We start from the raw sequence: 19,713 nt of genomic DNA on the forward strand, positions 1-19,713 counted from the left end.
AGTACCCGCAAGCAGACAAACAGATAAATGCTATAAATTACAGCGTCGCAGCTGCTCTCCGTATTCACTAGCTCGCCACTTGACTTTCCTGGCGGTTCGTTTCAGCCAATCCTTTGATTTCCAGGTGCCCCGCCGATAGCCTCCCCAACCGTCATGGTAGTTAAGGTAAAGCAAATCTGCCCGCCAGAGGGAGACCCCGTTGATCTTGCGGCTCTTATGGTTATACCAGCCTATAAAATCAATGGCGTCAGCAAAGTTTTCCCGGTTGGCAAACCAGCCCCCCGCCTCTTCCAGATATTCTCCCCAAACCGGATCCTGGGCCTGGGCATAACCATAAGCCGATGACCTGCGGGGTAAGGGAATAAACAAAAACCAGGGGCGCGGTGGCTGAGCATCATGCTTGAAGCTGGACTCCTGGTACATAATGGCCATCATGATTTGAACAGGTGTCCCCCACTTATCCTGGGACTTCTTTGCCGCCTTATACCAGTCAGGCTTTTCTTTAAATATGCTGCACAGGTTATGGGGTTTGGAGGGGGGAGTGGTACTGGTGGCACAGCCTGCCAATCCTCCCCCTATTAATATAATTAATAAAAGCCTTTTTATTGCAAGCCTCATGCAACTCCCCACCCCCGCAACATTTCCTGGAATTCATCTTCGGAAACAACCTTTACTCCCAGCTTTTCCGCTTTGGCCAGTTTTGAGCCTGCCTTTTCTCCAGCCAGAACCACTGAGGTTTTTTTGGAAACAGAGCCTGCCACCTTGGCACCGAGACTTAGCAGAATATCTTTACCCGCATCACGAGTCATGGTGGCAAGGGTTCCGGTTAATACCCAGGTCTGTCCATCTAACGGTTGCTCCCCTTGGTCATTCACGGGTTCTTTATTAGTCCAGTGAATACCTTTCTCCCTTAAATTATCTATCACCTCACAGTTATGGGCCTGCCTGAAAAACGTTTCAAGATGGGCAGCCACCACAGGTCCAACATCATCCACCGTTTGGAGATCATCAACGGAAGCAGCCATTATTGCTTCCAGTGTACGATAATGATTAACCAGACTGCGGGCTGTAGCTTCTCCAACTTCACGAATACCTAATGCGTAAACAAACCGTTCCAGCTGGGTATGACGACTTCGTTCCAGGGCATCCAGAAGATTTTGTGCTGACTTGGTTCCCATTCGCTCAAGACCTGCCAGCTGTCCTTTAGTCAGGCTATATAAATCAGCCACTGTTGATATGAGCTTTTTTTCCACCAGCTGCTCAACCAGTTTGTCACCAAGACCTTCAATATCCAGTGCCTTCCGGGAAGCAAAATGCTTAATCGCCTCCTTACGCTGGGCAGAACAATAGAGTCCACCAGTACACCGGGCAGCTGCCTCACCCTCATCTCTCTCGATATCCGACTCACAGACAGGACAGTGATCAGGCATAACAATATTCTTTGCCTGATTATTTCGTTGTGATATCACCACATTCACAATTTGCGGAATAACATCCCCCGCCCTGCGAACAATCACTGTATCACCTACTTTAAGCCCCAGCCGCTCAATTTCATCCATATTATGAAGCGTGGCATTACTAACAGTCACTCCCCCAACAACAACAGGCTCAAGTCTAGCAACTGGAGTTATTGCACCAGTTCTACCAACTTGAAAGTCTACCCCCTTCAACACCGTCATTTCTTCCTGGGCGGGAAACTTGCGGGCAATGGCCCAGCGGGGCGCTCTAGCCACATAACCAAGTTTATTTTGCAAATCAATATCATTGATTTTATAAACAATACCATCTATTTCATAAGGCAGCTTCTGACGGCGCTCTTCAAGATCCTGATAGTACTGTTCACAACGTTGAATCCCCCTGACCACTTTAATCTCGGGGTTGACCCTTAATCCCCACTCTCCCAGCCGGGATAAAATATCACCATGTTTTGCCGGTAACTCACCTCCCTCGGCAATGCCTGTACCATAGCAGTACATGGTCAAGGGTCGCCTGGCGGTAATTTTTGAGTCCAGTTGCCTGAGACTTCCTGCGGCAGCATTGCGGGGATTGGCAAATACTTTCTCACCCCGATCCCTGGCTCTTTGGTTCAGCTTCTCAAACCCACCCTTGGGCATATAAACTTCACCGCGAACCTCAAGCCTTTCAGGCCAGCCCGCACCACTTAACTTCAGTGGAATGGCAGCAATGGTACGAATATTCCGGGTGATATCCTCGCCAGTGGAACCATCACCGCGGGTGGCTCCCCGAACCAGAATCCCATCCTCATAAAGCAGGCTAACGGCAATACCATCCAGCTTCGGTTCGCAAATATATTCAATGGCTTCATGGGTTTCCAGCCGCTCACTGACCCTGCGATTAAAGTCTTTCAGATCTTCAGAATCAAAGGCATTATCCAGGGACAGCATGGGCATTTCATGACGAACCTGACCAAAGGACTTCAGTGGCGCACCACCCACCCGCTGGCTTGGAGAGTCTATTGTCACCCATTCCGGGTGATCTGCCTCAAGGGTTTTCAGGCGCTGCATTAAGCGATCGTATTCACCATCGGGAATTTCCGGATCATCAAGGACATAGTAGCGGTGATTATGATAATGAATTTGATCCCGCAGCTGGAGAACTTCCTGCTCTGCCGGGACAGTAGCTGTAACTTTTGACATAGATAATATGAGGATAGGGTTATTTTCCACTGGTCGATAAAATGTCAGGCCCTATGAACAGAAACTGCCGCTTGCCTGAATAGAAAAAAGGGCAGCGATTGCCACCCTTATATAGCAGTCTCATTCCAGTGGCATGGAAAGGTTAGCCTGGTACTTTGTGAGTAAGCTGTTTACGCTCGTAATCAATAATACGCTGACGGCAGTGCTCGATGGTTTGTAGTGTCATAACACTATGCTGTTCATCCTTTAGCTCCCCTCCCACATCAAGCGCCAGCTTCCTGGCCGTTTCTACCATTTTGGTAAATGCCCTGATAGGGTCTTCCGGTCCCGGTAACCCCATAAAAAAGCTGACCGCAGGCGTTGAGGTTTGCTCAAGCTCTTCCAGGTTAAAGTTACCGGGCTTTACCCCGTTAGCCATACTGAACAGGATTTTGCCTGTACCGTTACTATTGGTGTAGCGGTGAAAAATAGACATATCACCAAAACGCATGCCCGCAGCCATGACAGAATTCATCAGCTGCTGGCCATCAAAACTTTCCTGCCCCTTCACCATGACATTGATAACAATCACTTCAGCCGCTGGCCCCCGGTCACTAAGCTTTTCTGCATGCTCAGCCTTTACTTCCGGTTTCTGCCCCTTTCGTCTGGACAGCTGATCCGAAGACTTAAGCCTTGCTCGAGTCCCTTGCTCAACCTTATCACCAGTACTACGACTTTTTCGGGAGACAAAGCTCTTTTCAGCCTTAACTCTTCTTACTACTGCCGAGTCGTCTGTTCCCGAATCTTCAATATTGGTCAGGATAGGCACAGCATCCTCCTCTTTTACCTGCCCAGAAGAACTGTTCTGCTCTTCGACCGCAGGCTGCTGGAAAGACTCTGACCGTTTCGACCGTTCCATCTCAACCTCACCAGAATTCTCCGGTTCCTGGCCAAGGGTGTTATTATCCTCACCAAAGCCCATACCGGATAACTCAGGCTCAACCCGTTTCGATAGATGACGCTCCTGGTTAGAATAATCCCTCAAATGACCTTTTGGCTTCCTGGCACCTCCATTGGGAAGCTCACTGCTAAAGTCATCAGTGTCTCCTTTTACCTCTTCCAGGCCAAAGCTTAATTCACTCGCCCTCTTCCTGGCCAGGCGCAAGCGACGATACCCATCAATAATAACAACAGCTATCACGAGTATCCCGATAAGAACGAGCCATTCACGCAAACTCATGTCCATGGTGTCTTATATACCCTCAATGCAGCTCCTTCGCTGCGCTTTTATGCTATCTGGCTTCAAATTATTTTATCTGCTCAAAACCCATAGATAACATTCTAACCTCACAAATAACAATTACAAAATTCAGTATTAATCCAAACATTTATAATTCTGCCAGGGCTGCCGCCTGTTCAATATCAACAGATACCGGACGGGAAACGCCAGGCTCATGCATAGTCACACCTACCAGCTGATTGGCAGCCTGCATGGCTATTTTATTATGGGTAATATAAACAAACTGCACACGCTCGCTCATTTCCTTAACCATCTTGGCATAACGGCCCACGTTGGCATCATCCAGAGGAGCATCCACCTCATCGAGCATACAGAACGGCGATGGGTTAAGCTGAAAAATTGCAAAAACCAGGGCTATCGCGGTCAGCGCCTTCTCACCACCGGAGAGCAAATGAATGGTACTGTTTTTCTTGCCGGGAGGTTGCGCCATAATGGCCACCCCAGTATCCAGCAAGTCCTCCCCTGTTAGCTGAAGATAAGCCTGCCCTCCGCCAAACACCTTTGGAAAGAGTTCCTGCAATCCCGTATTAACCTTATCAAAGGTCACCTTAAACCGCTGCCGGGTTTCCCTATCAATTTTTCTGATGGCATTTTCCAGCGTGTTAAGTGCTGACTCCAGGTCTTCATTTTGCGCATCCAGATAGCGCTTTCTCTCAGACTGGCTGTCATATTCATCAATGGCAGCAAGGTTAATGGCCCCCAGACGCTCAATTCGTGCATGAAGCTTTTCCAGTTCCTGCTCCCAGACAGAGTCATTGGCTCCTTCCGGTAAATTTTCGAGAACAGTTTCCAGGTCAAACTGTTCTTCACGAAGCTGCTCGGCCAAAGAGGTTCTTCGTACCTCCATAGCCTGCCAATCCATTCTCAGTTTTTCCAGCTGCCCACGAAAACGTTCTGCCTTTTGTTCAGCACTGTGTCGTATTTTTTCGTTCTCACGAATACGCTGTTCTACTTCCTCCAGCACCATCCGGGCTTGCTGCATGGCCTCTTCTTCCTCCAGCCTTCGCGCCAATAATTCCTCAAGCTGTTCCTGCAAATCTGACTCAGGGGAATTGGCCTGGGCCAATGACTCATTCAGAAACTCTCGCCGTTCACGCAGTTTATTGGTCTGCTGGCTAAGCCTTTCAATGGCAGCGCGGGCAGAACTTATCTGGGCAGTAATGGTTTGCTGTCTTAATGCCAGCTGATGGGTACGGTCTTTATCGGTGCGGGCCTGCTGCCTGACTTCTTCCAGATGATTACGGCAAATCTCCTTTTTCTCCAGCAGTTCTTCTTTCAGGTCGATATCCTGTTCCATTATGTCCAGGGCCTCCTGAAGACGTAACCGGGACTCCCCTATTGCTTCCTGTTCGTTCTGGTGCTGCTCCTGACACTCTTTTAACTCTTGTTGCAAACGCCCACGCCGTTCAGAGAACTGTTCCAGCTTGACTTTTTTCGCCCCCAGCTCGGCCCGGACTTTACCTTGCTCACTGTTTAACTCACTAAGCTGGCGCTGCTGGCTATCTCTTTGTGTCTCATGTTCTTCCAGCTGCGCGGTAATATCATCCTGCTGGTTCTTGAGCTGTTCAACCGTATTTTCCAGCTCTTCCAGTTTCAGGCTTAGCTGTTCCAGCTCCTGTTCCCGCTCCAAGACACCCGCCTGGCTATCAATGGAGCGACTGACCCGTATCCAGCTGGATGACAACCAGATCCCGTCACGGGTCACAATAGACTCCCCCGGTTGCAGCTGCTTCCTCCGGGCAAGCGCCTGTTCCAGACTATCTGCAGCATAGATGCCATGGAGAAGATCAGGATTATCCAATCCTTCAGAAATTTTGCTGATAAGCGGGAGTAAACCACTCACCTGACCTGCGAAAGGTGTTCCACTTGCCCCCTGCTCCAGCAGCACTAGAGCACCTTGCTCAAGATTACCCAATAATCCGGCCAGCGGTTCCAGCTTCTCCACACAAACGGCCTGTAGAGCATCACCCAACACAGTTTCAACGGCTTTTTCCCAACCTGTATCCACCCTCAAGCTTTCGAGCAAACGGGGATTACTCTGGAGCTGGCATTCCTCCAGCCAGTTCACTGTTCCAAAGTCTTGTCCAGCTGCGGCCTGCTTCAAAGCCTCCAGTGAAGCCTGGCGCCCCCTTGCTGTGTTCAGTTCCGTTTTATGCCTATCCAGCTGCTTAACCAGCTGCTGCAAAGCCTCACGTTTGGATTCGATTTCGGCGGTTGTTGCTTCCAGGCGAATTTCCACTGTTTCACGGCTGAGTTCCAGTTCTGTCAGACGTTCGGCCAGGGTTTCCATTTCCTCCTGGTCTTCCCCCCCGCCTAAAGCATTGAGTTCTTCGGCCAATCGGGTTTCCCGTTCCAGCAGCCGGCCAAGCACTTGTTCGGCATGCTGGATTCTCGATTGCTCCACCTCGGCAATGCGCCTGGGTTCGTGAGAGCGCTGATTAAAGTGATCCCAGTCCTGCTGCCAGTTCTGCATGGCCTCTTCAGCGGCAGCCAGACGATCACCGGAGGTGTCTTCCTGCTCCTGAAGCATTTCCAGCTCCGGCTCCAGCTCTACCTGCTCAGCCTGTAGAGATTCCAGCTGCTGCCGGTCATCTGCCAGCTGTTCCCGGGCTTCCTGCCAGCCTTGCTCCACCTGGGCCAGATCACTGGTCAACTCTTGTGCCCGCTGCTCTTGATGGCGCAAGGTTTGTTCAATTCGGGTCACCTCATTACCGGTACCATAATACCGGGATTGGGTTTCATGGAAGGTATCACTTAACTCCATTTGAGCGGTACGATCCTGCTCCATATCCGCATCTGTCGCCCTCTGCTGACTGACTGCCGCTTCCAGCTGCACCTCCAGCTCCCGGATGGTTTGCTCCTGGGCCAGCGCTCCCTGATTCAGGGCCTGCCAGCGCAATGCAGACAGTTGGGCCTTTTTCAGGCGTTCTTCCGCTTTATACTCTTTGTACTTTTCAGCGGCCTGAGCCTGACGCTGCAAGTGTCCCAGCTGCCTGCCCAGTTCATCGCGAAGGTCAGTCAAACGTTCCAGGTTTTCATTGGTTCTGCGAATACGGTTTTCCGTTTCACGGCGTCTTTCCTTGTATTTGGAAATACCTGCCGCTTCTTCAATAAAAACCCGTAATTCTTCAGGCTTGGATTCAATCAGGTTGGAAACGATGCCCTGGCTGATGATAGCGTAGCTTCTGGGACCCAGTCCGGTACCCAGAAAGATATCCATAATATCCCGACGGCGGCATTTACTGCCGTTGAGATAGTAGAAATTTTTCGATTCAGAGGTAAGCTTGCGCTTAACGGATATTTCATTATAGGCAGCGTATTCTCCGGTGACCTTGCCTTCGGTGTTATCGAACACCAGCTCTACAGAGGCCTGGCCGGCAGGCTTACGGCTGTTTGAGCCCTTAAAAATAACATCCGTCATGGACTCACCACGCAGATGTTTAGCCGATGACTCCCCCATTACCCAGCGCACCGCATCAATAATGTTGGACTTGCCACAGCCATTAGGGCCTACCACACCACACATATTGGAGGGAAAATGGACTGTCGTAGGATCGACAAATGATTTAAAACCAGCCAGTTTTATGGATTTTAGACGCATTGTTTCCTTAAGCTCATCGCCTTGCCGGTGAACGAATGATCGTGCCAACCGCTATAAATACCAGAAATCTATATGAAAAGTGACTTCCATATTGAAAACATCCCCCAGACAGATTCCCAGGAGGCTGACCAAGAATAGCGCCCATAGCGAGGGTGGCAGAAAGCCACATGTAAAAATTCACTTTTCCCTGCTAATCAACAGTTCTAATAAAAGCGAATTTTCAACTCAATTAACCACCACAATAGGGCAAGCCTTTCTCAGCCAGTCTCTTATCTTTCCGCTGCTTGACTAGCCAGCTGTCCTGCGATAAAACATCAACAGCCCCTATGCCGTGCCATAAGGTATTCACCCAATCCTTAAGAGTTTACACAGGATTAAAGGTAATAGAAAAGTAGCCTTTTCCGAAATAAAAACCGGCCATGTGCTTTCGGTATGAATCAGACCTGAAAAATAGGGAAAAATTCCACAGTAAAATCTTTAAACAGCTACACCATAAAAAACAAATTAATTCATTTTTCCCCATCCCCCCAAAACAAATAAAGAAACAGCGTTCTGTAAGACCTGCAAAAAAACAGTTCCGCAAAAGTCATGGGGGGGGATTACAGAAGAGAAGAAATACAAGAAAAAGAGCTGAAGACTAACACCTTTGTACAAATTCCATAACAACATGGGTAAGAGAATGGATAAAGCTCTTTATACCAATGTCTATGATTAAAACTTTAGGTGTATTCCATACAAATTAACGGTATTAAGGCATAGCTTTTGCCACTTTACCCGTAAATAAAATAAGGTGCTCACAATGACTACAGGCATAAACCCGGGTATCGCCACATTACCATCAATGAGCTATGCTGACGCTTTAAAGCAGCTGGAAAGCTTGGGAAGCAGACGAATAGTCGTTGTGGATCCTGATAATCTAATGCCTACAGGGGATTTTCTTAAAGAAGCGTACCAAAGCGTCTGTGATCACACCCATGACCTCTACCAGTGGGCAATTTCATCACTCCCTTATGTATCCGGTATGCTTACATCTGCCGGAAAAATAGCAGAAAGCACTATTCAGACTGCTCAGGACACCCTGGAGCTTGCAGGAAACACAGCCCAGGAGACACTGACATCTGCTGGAAACATGATCAGTGGTCTATATCCGGTGGTCGGTAACATCGTCAAGGGAGCCGCCCCTTATATAGGCGCTCTCACAAAGCATGCCATTCCTGTGCTGACACTGGCTGCTCCAGCTGCCATCCCCCTCGGCCAACGATTAGTCAGCAAGAGGGCACATCAAAAACAGCTCGTTCTTTTAGAAGATAAAAACCAACGCGTTAAGGATTACTTATTATCTGACCAAAACAGCGTAAAAGATAAGTGTCACCTGGCTAATAAGCGAGCTCAACAATTACAGAAAAAAAGATTGCATTACACTCGACTCAAAGACCGAAAGCTTATTTCCATACCAGGAACTATAAAGTGTCTCGCAACAATAGCTGTTCCACTATGGACTGTAGGAGGGACTGCCGCCCTTGGAGCAGGACTTTTGGGTCTCGCGGCTCGCTATTATACAAATAGGCAAGAAGCATCTGCCAATGAAGCAATGGCTGAAAAAATTAAAAAACAGGAAGCCCTCTTCACAAGTTCCGCAAATGTTTACCAGCAAGAACTGGAAAAAGACGGTGTATTACAAAAAGAGGCTGAGTTGCTGAAAATCTGTGCAGATAAATTACAAACGGATCTTACCCGTCAGCAAATCATGTCCAATCAATTGGAAGGCTGGGGAGGCGATCTGCAAACCCGGCTTACTGATGCACAAATTCACTTTTCAGATGCTTTGAAGGCTAAACAGGATCAATACGATCAATTAAAAACTGAATGTGATCAATTAAAAAAGAAACTCAAAGACGGCCAACCTCAAGCAGGGGGTCAGGAGAAACAGTGCTCTCATACAGAAGGTAAAGTTAATGGGGCAGATAATAGGCCTTTAAATGGACAAGGGGATAACAAGCCCGGCAATCCCGCGCCTCCACCTCCACCGCCACCTCCACCGCCACCAAAACAGACGTCAGGTGATGCGGGTAAAAACATTAACAATAAGGCAACTACTAGCTCTAAAGGTAACTTTGTGAGTGAACTTACAGATGGCAACCACTTGGGACGGTTAAAACAGTGCTCTCCCCCTATAGCCAAAACAGTCACAAAGGATCCTATGGCGATTTTAATGGATGATATCAGAAAGGGGGCTATTTTAAACCCTGCCCCACCACCCAGAGATAAAGAAGATTACCCGAAGGATATGAGTCCTAGAGATTATTTAATGGCTGACCTTAAAACAGATAACCCCTTGGGTCGATTAAACCCGATAAAAGATAAAGATAAAGATAAAGATAAAGATAAAAACACTCAGGATAAGAGTAACATGGGCTTTTTTGCCAAAGGATTACATCAAAAGTTTTTTCGCGCAAATGGCAATGATTCAATGTCTTCAATAGATTCAAATGATGATGATTTTGAGTAGAAGGCTGTTTAAAAAATAATGCTAAAAACAAAGATTGAGAAAAACTGATAATAAAAATCTGCTTTTTATAAGGTGGGTATAAGGGATACCCTGTAGCGATCCCCATTTACCGAATAAATAGCAGATTTTCTATTTATAAACCAAAAACCTGCCAATCTAACAAGCACGTACAGAATTAATAACAATCACATAAAAACATGGATAGACCGCGTCATTTCACCCTCTAACCATATAAGACTTTTGGCTTATACGGGCATTCAATCCATGATTATTAAAAACCAAAAGTTATCACTCAATTTTACTTACTCATAATAAATAAAAGGAAATAATTATGACTACAGGAATAAATACACATACCGGCTTGTTAAAAATGCCAACACTGGGTTCTGTCCAGGAGACCCTTGGAAACCTTCCAGAGGGAATCGGTGGCAGAAAAATTGCTGTTACATATCCTGACAAGCCGGTATCCACAGAAAGCATTGTTCAACACTTTAAAAATGATGTCCGTAATCTCTATCAGTGGGTAATCACAACCGCCTCTCCCATGGCTAAAACACTTGTTGAAACTGCTGAATCTGCCTCAACTACAGCACAAAAAACCTTGACATCAGTTCAGGGGGCATTAAAGCCTGCCGCCAACTTACTTGAAGAAGGCCTGTCATCTGTCGGAAGCGTAACAGAAGGCTTCTTAACATTCACTGGCAATGAAGTCAGCCGTTTTTCTCTAACTGCCGGCAATGCAATTAAGTCCGCAGCCCCTTACGTAGGTACCGCAGCAAGACCTGTTATTCAAGGGCTTGCGATGTTCGCTCCAATAGCAATTCCCTTACGCAACCGGGCAGTAAGTTCAGCAAACCTTAAAAAAGAGCTAAAGCGTTCTGAAGATGCGAATCTGCGAATTAAGAATGACCTGTTGTTTGGCCAAGACAGTACAGAAGAAAAGCTTGATCTCGCCAAGAGGCGTGCTAAACGGCTGGGTGATAAAAAACAGCATTTTACTGAACTCAAAGATCGGAAAATCATTTCCTTTCCTGGCTTCATGAAGTGTCTGGCAACCGTTGCTGTTCCAGCAATCTTTGCTGGTAGCGGACCTGCCGGCATGGCAGCAGGATTTGTCGGCCTTGCTGTTCGCGGCTATGTAAACAGACAAGAAGCCTGTGCCAATGAAGCTATGGCCAAAAAATATGAAAAGCAAGAAGCCGAATTCGAAAAAATAGCTAACCATTTCGGGCAACAGCTAGAGGAACAGGAACAGGATCAGGAGCAAAACAAAGAAAAGCTTGAATCTGTAATGGATCATGCGGACGGATTGCAATCTGACCTTACCGAGCTGCAAGTTAAGTATCATCAGGATTTTGAGGGATTCGATAAATGGAGCAATGATCTACAAACCCAATTTACCAAGGAACAGATCAAGTATTCAGAGACCATACAAAAACTCATGGAAGAAAATGCTAAAATAAAAGAGGAGCTTAAAAAAACCCAAGCCAAAGTAGAAGAGCTAACAAAGCAACTGACTAAAGCGTAAGTTCAATTCTACTACATCTAAACAAGAGTTCCTGGATTACACCTCCTTGTAATCCGCGAACTCTTGTTTAAATCCAAATTTCCAATCATTCCTGAATAAAATATAAAGTTAATCAGTTTCACCAAGGAACACCTTAACTAACGTATTTCCTGAAGGCTTCACAGCTTCCACCACAGCCTGATAGTCGGCTTCTTTCACATCACCACTTAGACTAATTCGAGCAAAAACATCCACAACAGCAACACCAGATAAAGTCCCGCCGCCCATCATCATGGCAGACTGATCGTCCAATACTATTTCCATGGGTAGTTCACCCAAAGTAACAGGAACCGCAGCAATAGGCGGTTTTTTCGTACCGCTTTCCCGGGCAAAGACGATCACCCGGGTATTGGCCGGGAGTTTTTTTAATTCCGGAGTAATGGCCACCCTAACCCTGATTTGCGATAGTTTTTCACCGCTGAGTGCCCTGGCTTTGGCAATGCCGGTAACTAACGCCTGACGGGCTATCGGGTCTCGTTCATTTTTCAAGGCTGTTTGCCAGGCTATAACCGCATCACGGTAACGTTGCTGTCCGAAAGCATCAATGCCTTGTAACCCGAGAGCCGTGGTATTGGCAGGGTCAAGGGCCAGCGCCTCCTGATACAGCTGCCGCACTTCAAAAGTCATCATATTGCTCTCCTGAAGGAATAGCGCCTGAGCCAGTTCAGATGAAACCCGGGAATTTTTATCTGATTGCCGGTACAGTGTCCGATATATTTCAACCGCCTCATCAATCCGCCCCATGGAGAAATAATTACTGCCCAGTAGATAAAGAGCCTGGGCATTATCCGGCTTTTTCTCAACCCAGCGTTTCAAGGCATCATTGACCTGTTCAGTGGTAGCGCTCTCCTGACCCAGCAACCGTGTCACTTCCAGTTCGGTATGGGCACCCAGCTGACTGTATAGCCCCAGGGAGACCGTCGGAACCAGCAGCCCCATAATCAGCGCAGGTATAACACCCGCCACTTTTAAACGGGATGGTTTAGCATGTTGAGCACTAGATATCTCATTCAGCAGCTTTTTCTCAAGCTCAAGCTTCAACTCTTCTGCATCCGGTAAGCGCAACAGACCGCTGGCAACCCTTGATTCAATATCACTTCGTTGTTCATTAAAGCTGGCCAGATTAGCGTGTTGCTGGCAGCTATCTTCACCCGCTATTACCGGTGTGTTTTTCCTGAAGATCAGCGGTGCAACAACAAAAGCCACTGCAACCAGAATTAAAAGGGAAGCCACTGCCAGAAACATCATCGGTTACTCCTTTCCTGACCCACTTCAATAATCCGCTTTAGCCTTTGCCTTTGTTCCTGCGTCAATCCATCACTGACCTCCAGCGATTCAACTACTTTTTTCCTGGTATGTTTTCGGACAATCATAATGAGTGTGATTATCCCAAGCAAAAGCAGCCCCAAAGGGCCAAACCAGAGCGCGAGAGTTTCCAGCTTTAAAGGCGGGCGATATAAGACAAAATCCCCATAGCGGCTCAGCATAAAATCAACCACCTGTTGATCATCAGCACCCTCCTGCAATAGCCGATAAACCTCTCCCCGCAAATCCTGGGCAATAGGTGCATTGGAATCAGCTATGGATTGATTCTGGCACTTCGGGCAGCGCAGCTCATTGGTGAGAGTAAAAAAACGCTGTTCCTGAATACTGTCCTGGAACTGGTAGGTATCAATAACGGCAAAAGCAGGCGACAGCATCACTGTCACTAACAAGCCCAACAGCCACTTGTTGATCATTGCCCCTTATCCTCCTGTTCCACGTTAAGCAGCGCATCATAATGAGGTTTCAGGGTATTACTCCAAAGCTTCTCATCAACCACACCCACATGCTTGTAGCGAATAATCCCCTTTCTATCAATCAAATAGGTTTCGGGAGCGCCATAGACCCCCAGGTCAATACCCAGTTTTCCCTGAGGGTCACTGATACTGAATCGATAGGGGTTATGCAGTTCTTTTAGCCATTTCTTTGCAGATGCTGTCTCATCCTTATAATTCACGCCATAAATGGGTATTCCACGCTCTGCCAGTTTAACCAGAAAAGGGTGCTCAACCCGGCAGGAAATACACCAGGTGGCCCAAACATTAACCAAGGCAACTTCGCCAATAAGGTCTTTCTCGGTGATAATCCGGTCATCACCCTCAACGGTGGCCAACTGAAAAGCCGGTAAAGGCTGGTTAAGAAGTGCTGAAGGCAGCTCCCCCTGTTTATCCCTGAATAGTCCCATATAAAGTAGCAAGCAAAGCCCAAGGAAAATAATCAAAGGCAAAAACATCTGCCAGCGCTTCATGCCTTTCCTCCTGTTAATTCAGGCTTGATCCACTGTGCCGTTGAATCCGGTGCAGCTGCCATCAAAGGACTGCGTAACCGGGTTCGGTATCTCCGGTCAGCAACGGCAATGGCACCTCCCAGGGCCATCAATAAGGCACCCAGCCAGATCCAGCGCACAAAAGGCTTGATATAAATTCTGAGCGCCCAGCTGCCCTGATCATCCAGCGCCTCACCCAGGGCAACATAAATATCCCGGGTCAGCCCCGGATCAATAGCGGCTTCCGTCATGGGCATACCCTGTACCTGAAACAGCCTTTTTTCCGGATGCAAAACAGAAACCAGTCGCTCACCTCGATGCACAGTAACCGTGCCAAATTCAGAGATATAATTAGGACCAACCTGTCGTTCAACACCCTTAAACTGAAACTGATAGTCTCCCAGGGAAACCCGGTCACCAGGTGTCATTCTCAGGTCTTTTTGCAGGCTATACCCTGAGCTGACAGCAACCCCAATGATCATGACCGCAAGCCCAAAGTGAGCCAGATGCATGCCGTAATAAGCAGGTTTTAATCGTCTGAGTCCGGTGCAAAAACCTTGATGACGGGTCTTATTCAACAAATCCCTGATAATGGCTAATACAATCCAGGCAACCAGGGCTATGGCCAGCCATTCACTGATAATAAAATGCTTCCCATAAAACAGGCTAAACAGAAAACCGGCCATCAAACTGGCAAGAAAAAGCCACCGGGTCTGTGCCAATAGCCATGAGAGAGAGCTACTTTTCCAGTTCAGCAAAACCCCCACCCCCAGAGTAAAGGCCAATAACATCGCCATAGGTACAAACAGGCTGTTGAAATAGGGAGGTCCCACTGAAACCATGCCCATATCCAGGGATTCCAGCAAAAGGGGAAATAACGTACCCAGCAAGACAGTGGCAGCACTCACCGTCAGTAGCACATTATTCACTAACAAAAGGGTTTCCCGTGACAGCCAGGAAAATTTAATCCGGCTGTTAACTTCAGGTGCCCTGATGGCAAACAAGGTTAATGAGCACCCCACAACAACCAGCAAATAAATTAAGATAAAGATCCCACGTTCCGGATCATTGGCAAAGGCATGGACAGAGGTCAAGACACCGGAGCGCACCAGGAAGGTTCCCAACAAACTGAGAGAAAAAGTAAAAATAGCCAGCAACAGGGTCCAGCTTTTAAACAGTCCCCGCTTTTCTGTCACAGCCAGCGAGTGCATCAAGGCCGTTCCCACCAGCCAGGGAATAAGAGAGGCATTTTCCACCGGGTCCCAGAACCACCAGCCTCCCCAGCCTAATTCGTAATAAGCCCACCAGCTCCCCAAGGCAATTCCCAATGTCAGAAAACACCAGGCAACGGTGGTCCAGGGACGAACCCATCGTGCCCAGGCACTATCCAGCTGTCCCCCCAGTAAAGCGGCTATGGCAAAGGCAAAGGCAACCGCAAAACCAACATACCCCATATACAACATGGGAGGGTGCACAATCAGGCCAAAATCCTGTAGCAGCGGATTCAAATCGGCCCCATCCGCCGGTGGAAATGGCAAAATTCTTGCGAATGGGTTAGAGGTCAGCAGCATAAATAGCAGGAAGCCAATGGATACCATTGCCATAACTGAAAGCACCCTTGCAGCAAGCTCCAAGGGTAAACGACGACTCTTTAGCGCCACCACAGCCATCCAGCCGGTGAGGGTTAACACCCAGAGCAAGAGAGAACCTTCATGACCTCCCCAGGTAGCACTGACTTTATACTGAGTAGGCAACAGACTATTGGAATGCCGGGCCACATAGTCCACCGAGAAATCATCCGTCAAAAATGACCAGACCAGACAAAGAAAGGCAAACAAAACAAACAGGCATTGACCATAGGCCAGAGGCCTCGCCTGCTGCATCCAGCGGCGATTACCGGTATAGCTTCCTGCCAGGGGGATCACTGACAACACCAGTGAAAGACACAGGGCCAGTATCAAGGCCAATAAGCCAAGTTCAGGAACCATAACCTACCCCTCCGGCAGCCTTACCCTTGGGGTGGACTTCATCAATGGCCTTCTGCACTTCTGGCGGCATATAGTTTTCATCATGCTTGGCCAACACTTCCCTGGCTATAAACTGCTTTTCACTATTCAGTTTTCCAAGGGCAACAATACCCTGCCCCTCTTTAAACAGATCAGGCAAAATCCCGTCATAAATGACAGTAACAACCCCTGCACCATCCGTGATTTTAAAACTAACCTTAAGACTGTTCTTGTCACGATCCACTGAGCCATGAACAACAAGCCCGCCTCCCCTTATGGTTTTATTAACCGGGGCTTCGCCATTGACAATTTGTGAAGGCGAGTAATAGTGATTGATGTTCTCCCTGAGGGCAAACAGTGCCAGAGCAACAGCAATACCAATACCCGCCACCAGTAATAACAGCAGAATAAGCCTTTGTCGTCGTACAGCATTCATTGCTCACCGCTCCTTTCAACTGCTGGCTTATCTTCAGTATGACCAGGCATTTTTGAAGTTGAGGTAATGGATGAGCGCACAGTTCGCTCTCTACCCTGTTGCACTCTTATTTGCTGTTTTATCCTGAACAGAATTCTTTTCCTGGCTATGATGGGTGAAATCAGGTTATACACCAGTATCAGCAAGGCACAGCCGTAGGCAGACCAAACATAGAGACCATGCCCCCCCATTATCATAAAACTGTTAAGGTCCACAAAATACATACTCCCCCCTTAAATTCTGTGGACATAAGATTCCATACTCAGCTCAACCTTTTTCGGATGTTTTTCTCAATCTTATGCCTGCAAAGCCTATTATTTTGAAACCCGGCAGTCCCTAGGGGCTCAAATGGCGAACCCAGTGAGTCCTCCGCTCGCGATCCAAAATCTCAACCCTCATGCGCATCAAAAACACGAGAGTAAAAAATAAGTAAAAGCCTGCGATACAAATCAGCAGGGGCAGCAGCATTTCCAAAGCCATTGCCGGTTTTTCTGTAAGTGTCAGGGTGGCTCCCTGATGCAGGGTATTCCACCACTCCACCGAAAATTTAATAATTGGAATATTAACCACTCCCACCAGGGTCAAAATAGCGCAGGCCCTGGATGCCACATTCACTCTAAGCCCTTGTCTCAGAGCGATAAGACCAATATATAAAAACAGAAGAATCAGCATGGAAGTTAAACGGGCATCCCAAACCCACCAGGTTCCCCAGGTTGGCTTACCCCAAATAGCCCCCGTCACTAACGCCAGCAAGGTAAACGATGCGCCAATAGGAGCCAGGGTGGCAAGTGCCATATCAGCCAGTTTGATTTTCCAGACCATAACCACCACTGCGGCGGCAGCCATCATGATATAGATTGCCTGGGCAAGAAATGCCGACGGTACATGAATAAAAATAATTCGGTAACTGTTTCCCTGAAGATAGTCTGTTGGCGCATAGGCCAGCCCCCAGACAAGGCCTATCAAAAGAATAACTGCCGATGCTACGGATAGGCCTGGTAGCCATTTGCCACTGATCTTAAAAAACCACCGGGGAGAACCCAGCTTGTGAAAAAACGTCCAGTTCATTTGCTTATTTTCTTATATCCTGTTACTTGCCAGCAGTCGCTCTATGTTATAAACGACCACGGAAGTATAATTCTCAGCTACCCAAAACCTGGTAAATAAGGTGATCTCATAACCCTATATACTCTATAATTCTTAGAGTACGTCACCATAATATGACTAGTACATCATTTCAATGGTCTAGCCTTAGTCGCATACTACCCTTAATGCTGCTGCAATTGCCAATGGTGCAAGACATAATCCTAAAACCAGGAACGTTGCCAGCCACAATAAATGCCCCATGTAGGGTAAACCATCCATTGCCGCCCGAACCCCACTGGTTCCAAAAATTAAGACTGGAATATACAAGGGCAGTGACAGTAGCGTCATCAAGATCCCTCCCTGTTGTACCCGGACTGTTAACGCCGCACCTATGGCACCAGCCAGACTCAGCAGAGGCGTACCTAAAAAAAGGCTTAAAAACAAAGCTTTTGAAGCTGTTGAAGGCAAATGGAGTATCAACCCCAGCAGCGGAGCCATTAAAGTGATACAAAACCCGGAAGTCAGCCAGTGTGCTGATACCTTAGCCAGAACCAGTAAAGGCAGCGGATAAGGCGACAAAAGCAACTGCTCAAGGGAACCGTCCTGTTGGTCATTTTTAAACAGGCTGTCGAGAGACAATAAAACAGCCAATAACGCACCTATCCAGACAGCCCCCCCTGCCAGTTCAGAGAGTGTTCCCCTTTCAGGGGTTATTCCCAGAGGGAACAATGATGCGATCATCAGAAAGAAAAACAGGGGATTGGCAACACTTCCCGGAGTCCTCACTGAAAGCAACAGCTCTCGCCTAACAAGAGAGACAAAAGCTCTAAAATTACTCATATCAATTTCATTACTGCTACTCATACCTGTATTCCAGAATACTGATCGAGCCTGATCGTTCTAAGGCCAGCCAAGGACTCAGAAAGTGCCTGGTGACTGGTTATTACTGTCATCCCCCCCTGCCGGGCATGCTGCTCAAGTAAACGCTCGACCCAGTCTATTCCGCTGCTATCAATAGCCGTAAAAGGCTCATCCAGAATCCACAGGCGGGCATCACTCACCAATAAGCCCGCCAAGGCCACACGGCGCTGTTGTCCTGCCGAGAGCGAGCCACAGGGTATATATTCATACCCGGCAAGATCGGCTTCTGCTAGTGCATCGGTGAAATTATTCGATAATTTTCGACCTGAAATACTCTGGCGCCAGGTAAGGTTTTCCATAGGCGACAGTTCATTTTTTATACCAGGATAATGTCCTATGAAATGACAGGCCAGACGAAACTCCGCATAATTTTTATTAAGCAAGTCCTTACCCCAAAGAACTGTCCCCTGATAGTCCTGGGTCAAACCCGCAAGAATTTTAAGCAGTGTCGTTTTACCTGAACCATTACAGCCTTCAACCTGTAATGTTTCCCCTGGCATGACTGAAAAAGAGAGGTCAGCGAACAGCATCCTGTCATCTCGCTCACATTCCAAATTAGCAACTTCGAGCAAGTAGTAACCTTCTGATATTTTATTTATCTTACTGATCAAAGAGTGATAACTGGAGAGATTATAACTGAGAGTGAGGGGGATAGGGAGTGGTTGACGGGAATAGTACCAAGCTATTCCCTATTATTTTTCATCAATACTGTGACCGCTTTGACAGCTGCTCATCAACCAGGCCATCTGATGTCAGGGTGACGGGATAGTCCAGGGCAAGCCAGGAATAGTATCCATCCCTGAAAAAGAAAATCTTTTTATAGCCCCAAAGTGCAGCAAGATAACTGCCGATGGCACCTCTCATGTGATAGGTACTATTTCCATAAATCACGATAGGTGTCTGCTTATTCAAGGTGCCTTCCATAAACAACTGCCTGAAGCCACCTCTAAGATCCAGGCTATGGGAACCGTCAACATGCCCCCAACGCCATTGCTTGTAGGGCCGGACATCAATAAATAATGCCCCCAGCTCATGTAAACGTTTAGCCTGATGACTATTTATGGTAATAACACCTTTAATATTAACCGGAGCTTCCTGGGCAGATACAGAGTGGACATACAGGGAACCAATAACCCCAACCACTAAAGAAATCCATTTCATAGAATACAGATCCATTATTAACTTCACATCATAGCTCTAAGTATATGGATCTTAAGATAGGCGAAATGGAATAATAGGAAGCAAAAAAATCCTTTTCAAATCTTTAGTGAATATCTGCCGTTATAATTTTGTCACCCTCATAT

16 protein-coding genes are annotated in these 19,713 nt (G+C 47.4%); 2 read left to right on the forward strand and 14 right to left on the reverse strand.

Going from position 1 to position 19,713, the window contains the following annotated elements; translation table 11 throughout:
• Positions 1-30: 30 nt before the first annotated feature.
• From MJ595_RS22110 to smc, 4 genes are all read right to left on the reverse strand, one after another.
• Complete coding sequence (locus MJ595_RS22110; protein WP_263080303.1) at positions 31-618, reverse strand: hypothetical protein; 588 nt, start codon at positions 616-618, stop codon at positions 31-33.
• Positions 615-2,657 carry an NAD-dependent DNA ligase LigA gene (gene ligA / locus MJ595_RS22115; RefSeq protein ID WP_263080305.1) on the reverse strand — a complete coding sequence of 681 codons (2,043 nt, stop codon included), beginning with the start codon at positions 2,655-2,657 and terminating at the stop codon, positions 615-617. Before ligA ends, MJ595_RS22110 begins: the two co-directional genes overlap by 4 nt.
• A 142-nt stretch (positions 2,658-2,799) precedes the next feature.
• Positions 2,800-3,876 (reverse strand): cell division protein ZipA, encoded by a 1,077-nt coding sequence (zipA, locus tag MJ595_RS22120; protein WP_263080306.1) that lies wholly within the window; start codon positions 3,874-3,876, stop codon positions 2,800-2,802.
• Positions 3,877-4,024: 148 nt separating this feature from the next.
• Positions 4,025-7,537, reverse strand: a complete 3,513-nt coding sequence (gene smc / locus MJ595_RS22125) for a chromosome segregation protein SMC (protein ID WP_263322567.1) — start codon at positions 7,535-7,537, stop codon at positions 4,025-4,027.
• An 841-nt stretch (positions 7,538-8,378) separates the two neighbouring features.
• Between smc and MJ595_RS22130 the strand changes: the two genes are divergently transcribed.
• A complete protein-coding gene (locus MJ595_RS22130) occupies positions 8,379-10,046 on the forward strand; it encodes a hypothetical protein (protein ID WP_263080307.1) in 1,668 nt (555 codons plus the stop codon).
• Positions 10,047-10,377: 331 nt separating this feature from the next.
• A complete protein-coding gene (locus MJ595_RS22135) occupies positions 10,378-11,574 on the forward strand; it encodes a hypothetical protein (RefSeq protein WP_263080308.1) in 1,197 nt (398 codons plus the stop codon).
• Positions 11,575-11,682: 108 nt separating this feature from the next.
• Here MJ595_RS22135 and ccmI read toward each other — a convergent pair whose 3' ends face one another.
• From ccmI to MJ595_RS22185, 10 genes are all read right to left on the reverse strand, one after another.
• Positions 11,683-12,861 (reverse strand): c-type cytochrome biogenesis protein CcmI, encoded by a 1,179-nt coding sequence (ccmI, locus tag MJ595_RS22140; RefSeq protein ID WP_263080309.1) that lies wholly within the window; start codon positions 12,859-12,861, stop codon positions 11,683-11,685.
• Positions 12,858-13,352: a cytochrome c-type biogenesis protein CcmH gene (locus MJ595_RS22145; RefSeq protein ID WP_263080310.1), complete on the reverse strand. Its 495-nt coding sequence runs from the start codon at positions 13,350-13,352 to the stop codon at positions 12,858-12,860. Before MJ595_RS22145 ends, ccmI begins: the two co-directional genes overlap by 4 nt.
• Positions 13,349-13,903, reverse strand: a complete 555-nt coding sequence (locus MJ595_RS22150) for a DsbE family thiol:disulfide interchange protein (RefSeq protein ID WP_263080313.1) — start codon at positions 13,901-13,903, stop codon at positions 13,349-13,351. The genes MJ595_RS22145 and MJ595_RS22150 overlap by 4 nt, the downstream gene beginning before the upstream one ends.
• The gene (locus tag MJ595_RS22155; RefSeq protein ID WP_263080314.1) at positions 13,900-15,909 is read right to left on the reverse strand and encodes a heme lyase CcmF/NrfE family subunit; all 2,010 of its coding nucleotides are present in this window, start codon (positions 15,907-15,909) and stop codon (positions 13,900-13,902) included. The genes MJ595_RS22150 and MJ595_RS22155 overlap by 4 nt, the downstream gene beginning before the upstream one ends.
• A complete protein-coding gene (ccmE, locus tag MJ595_RS22160) occupies positions 15,899-16,363 on the reverse strand; it encodes a cytochrome c maturation protein CcmE (RefSeq protein ID WP_263080315.1) in 465 nt (154 codons plus the stop codon). The genes MJ595_RS22155 and ccmE overlap by 11 nt, the downstream gene beginning before the upstream one ends.
• A complete protein-coding gene (gene ccmD, locus MJ595_RS22165; protein ID WP_263080317.1) occupies positions 16,360-16,626 on the reverse strand; it encodes a heme exporter protein CcmD in 267 nt (88 codons plus the stop codon). Before ccmD ends, ccmE begins: the two co-directional genes overlap by 4 nt.
• Before the next feature lie 112 nt (positions 16,627-16,738).
• Entirely contained in the window at positions 16,739-17,470 is a 732-nt protein-coding gene (locus MJ595_RS22170) for a heme ABC transporter permease (RefSeq protein WP_263080318.1), read from the reverse strand.
• A gap of 183 nt (positions 17,471-17,653) precedes the next feature.
• Positions 17,654-18,352, reverse strand: a complete 699-nt coding sequence (gene ccmB / locus MJ595_RS22175) for a heme exporter protein CcmB (protein ID WP_263080319.1) — start codon at positions 18,350-18,352, stop codon at positions 17,654-17,656.
• Positions 18,349-18,981 carry a cytochrome c biogenesis heme-transporting ATPase CcmA gene (gene ccmA / locus MJ595_RS22180; RefSeq protein ID WP_263080322.1) on the reverse strand — a complete coding sequence of 211 codons (633 nt, stop codon included), beginning with the start codon at positions 18,979-18,981 and terminating at the stop codon, positions 18,349-18,351. Before ccmA ends, ccmB begins: the two co-directional genes overlap by 4 nt.
• Positions 18,982-19,111: 130 nt before the next feature.
• Positions 19,112-19,570, reverse strand: a complete 459-nt coding sequence (locus MJ595_RS22185; protein WP_263080324.1) for a rhodanese-like domain-containing protein — start codon at positions 19,568-19,570, stop codon at positions 19,112-19,114.
• Positions 19,571-19,713 lie beyond the last annotated feature (143 nt).

Origin of the sequence: Endozoicomonas sp. Mp262 (genome assembly GCF_025643335.1) — a bacterium.
Classification (GTDB): Bacteria; Pseudomonadota; Gammaproteobacteria; order Pseudomonadales; family Endozoicomonadaceae; genus Endonucleibacter.

What these genes read in the sequence shown, in the direction of transcription:
- ligA (WP_263080305.1), bottom strand. Translation starts at nt 2,657, where the DNA reads ATGTCAAAAGTTACAGCTACTGTCCCGGCAGAGCAGGAAGTTCTCCAG.
- MJ595_RS22135 (WP_263080308.1), top strand. Translation starts at nt 10,378, where the DNA reads ATGACTACAGGAATAAATACACATACCGGCTTGTTAAAAATGCCAACA.
- MJ595_RS22155 (WP_263080314.1), bottom strand. Translation starts at nt 15,909, where the DNA reads ATGGTTCCTGAACTTGGCTTATTGGCCTTGATACTGGCCCTGTGTCTT.
- smc (WP_263322567.1), bottom strand. Translation starts at nt 7,537, where the DNA reads ATGCGTCTAAAATCCATAAAACTGGCTGGTTTTAAATCATTTGTCGAT.
- MJ595_RS22185 (WP_263080324.1), bottom strand. Translation starts at nt 19,570, where the DNA reads ATGAAATGGATTTCTTTAGTGGTTGGGGTTATTGGTTCCCTGTATGTC.
- zipA (WP_263080306.1), bottom strand. Translation starts at nt 3,876, where the DNA reads ATGAGTTTGCGTGAATGGCTCGTTCTTATCGGGATACTCGTGATAGCT.
- MJ595_RS22150 (WP_263080313.1), bottom strand. Translation starts at nt 13,903, where the DNA reads ATGAAGCGCTGGCAGATGTTTTTGCCTTTGATTATTTTCCTTGGGCTT.
- ccmI (WP_263080309.1), bottom strand. Translation starts at nt 12,861, where the DNA reads ATGATGTTTCTGGCAGTGGCTTCCCTTTTAATTCTGGTTGCAGTGGCT.
- MJ595_RS22110 (WP_263080303.1), bottom strand. Translation starts at nt 618, where the DNA reads ATGAGGCTTGCAATAAAAAGGCTTTTATTAATTATATTAATAGGGGGA.
- MJ595_RS22130 (WP_263080307.1), top strand. Translation starts at nt 8,379, where the DNA reads ATGAGCTATGCTGACGCTTTAAAGCAGCTGGAAAGCTTGGGAAGCAGA.
- ccmB (WP_263080319.1), bottom strand. Translation starts at nt 18,352, where the DNA reads ATGAGTAGCAGTAATGAAATTGATATGAGTAATTTTAGAGCTTTTGTC.
- ccmD (WP_263080317.1), bottom strand. Translation starts at nt 16,626, where the DNA reads ATGTATTTTGTGGACCTTAACAGTTTTATGATAATGGGGGGGCATGGT.
- ccmE (WP_263080315.1), bottom strand. Translation starts at nt 16,363, where the DNA reads ATGAATGCTGTACGACGACAAAGGCTTATTCTGCTGTTATTACTGGTG.
- MJ595_RS22170 (WP_263080318.1), bottom strand. Translation starts at nt 17,470, where the DNA reads ATGAACTGGACGTTTTTTCACAAGCTGGGTTCTCCCCGGTGGTTTTTT.
- MJ595_RS22145 (WP_263080310.1), bottom strand. Translation starts at nt 13,352, where the DNA reads ATGATCAACAAGTGGCTGTTGGGCTTGTTAGTGACAGTGATGCTGTCG.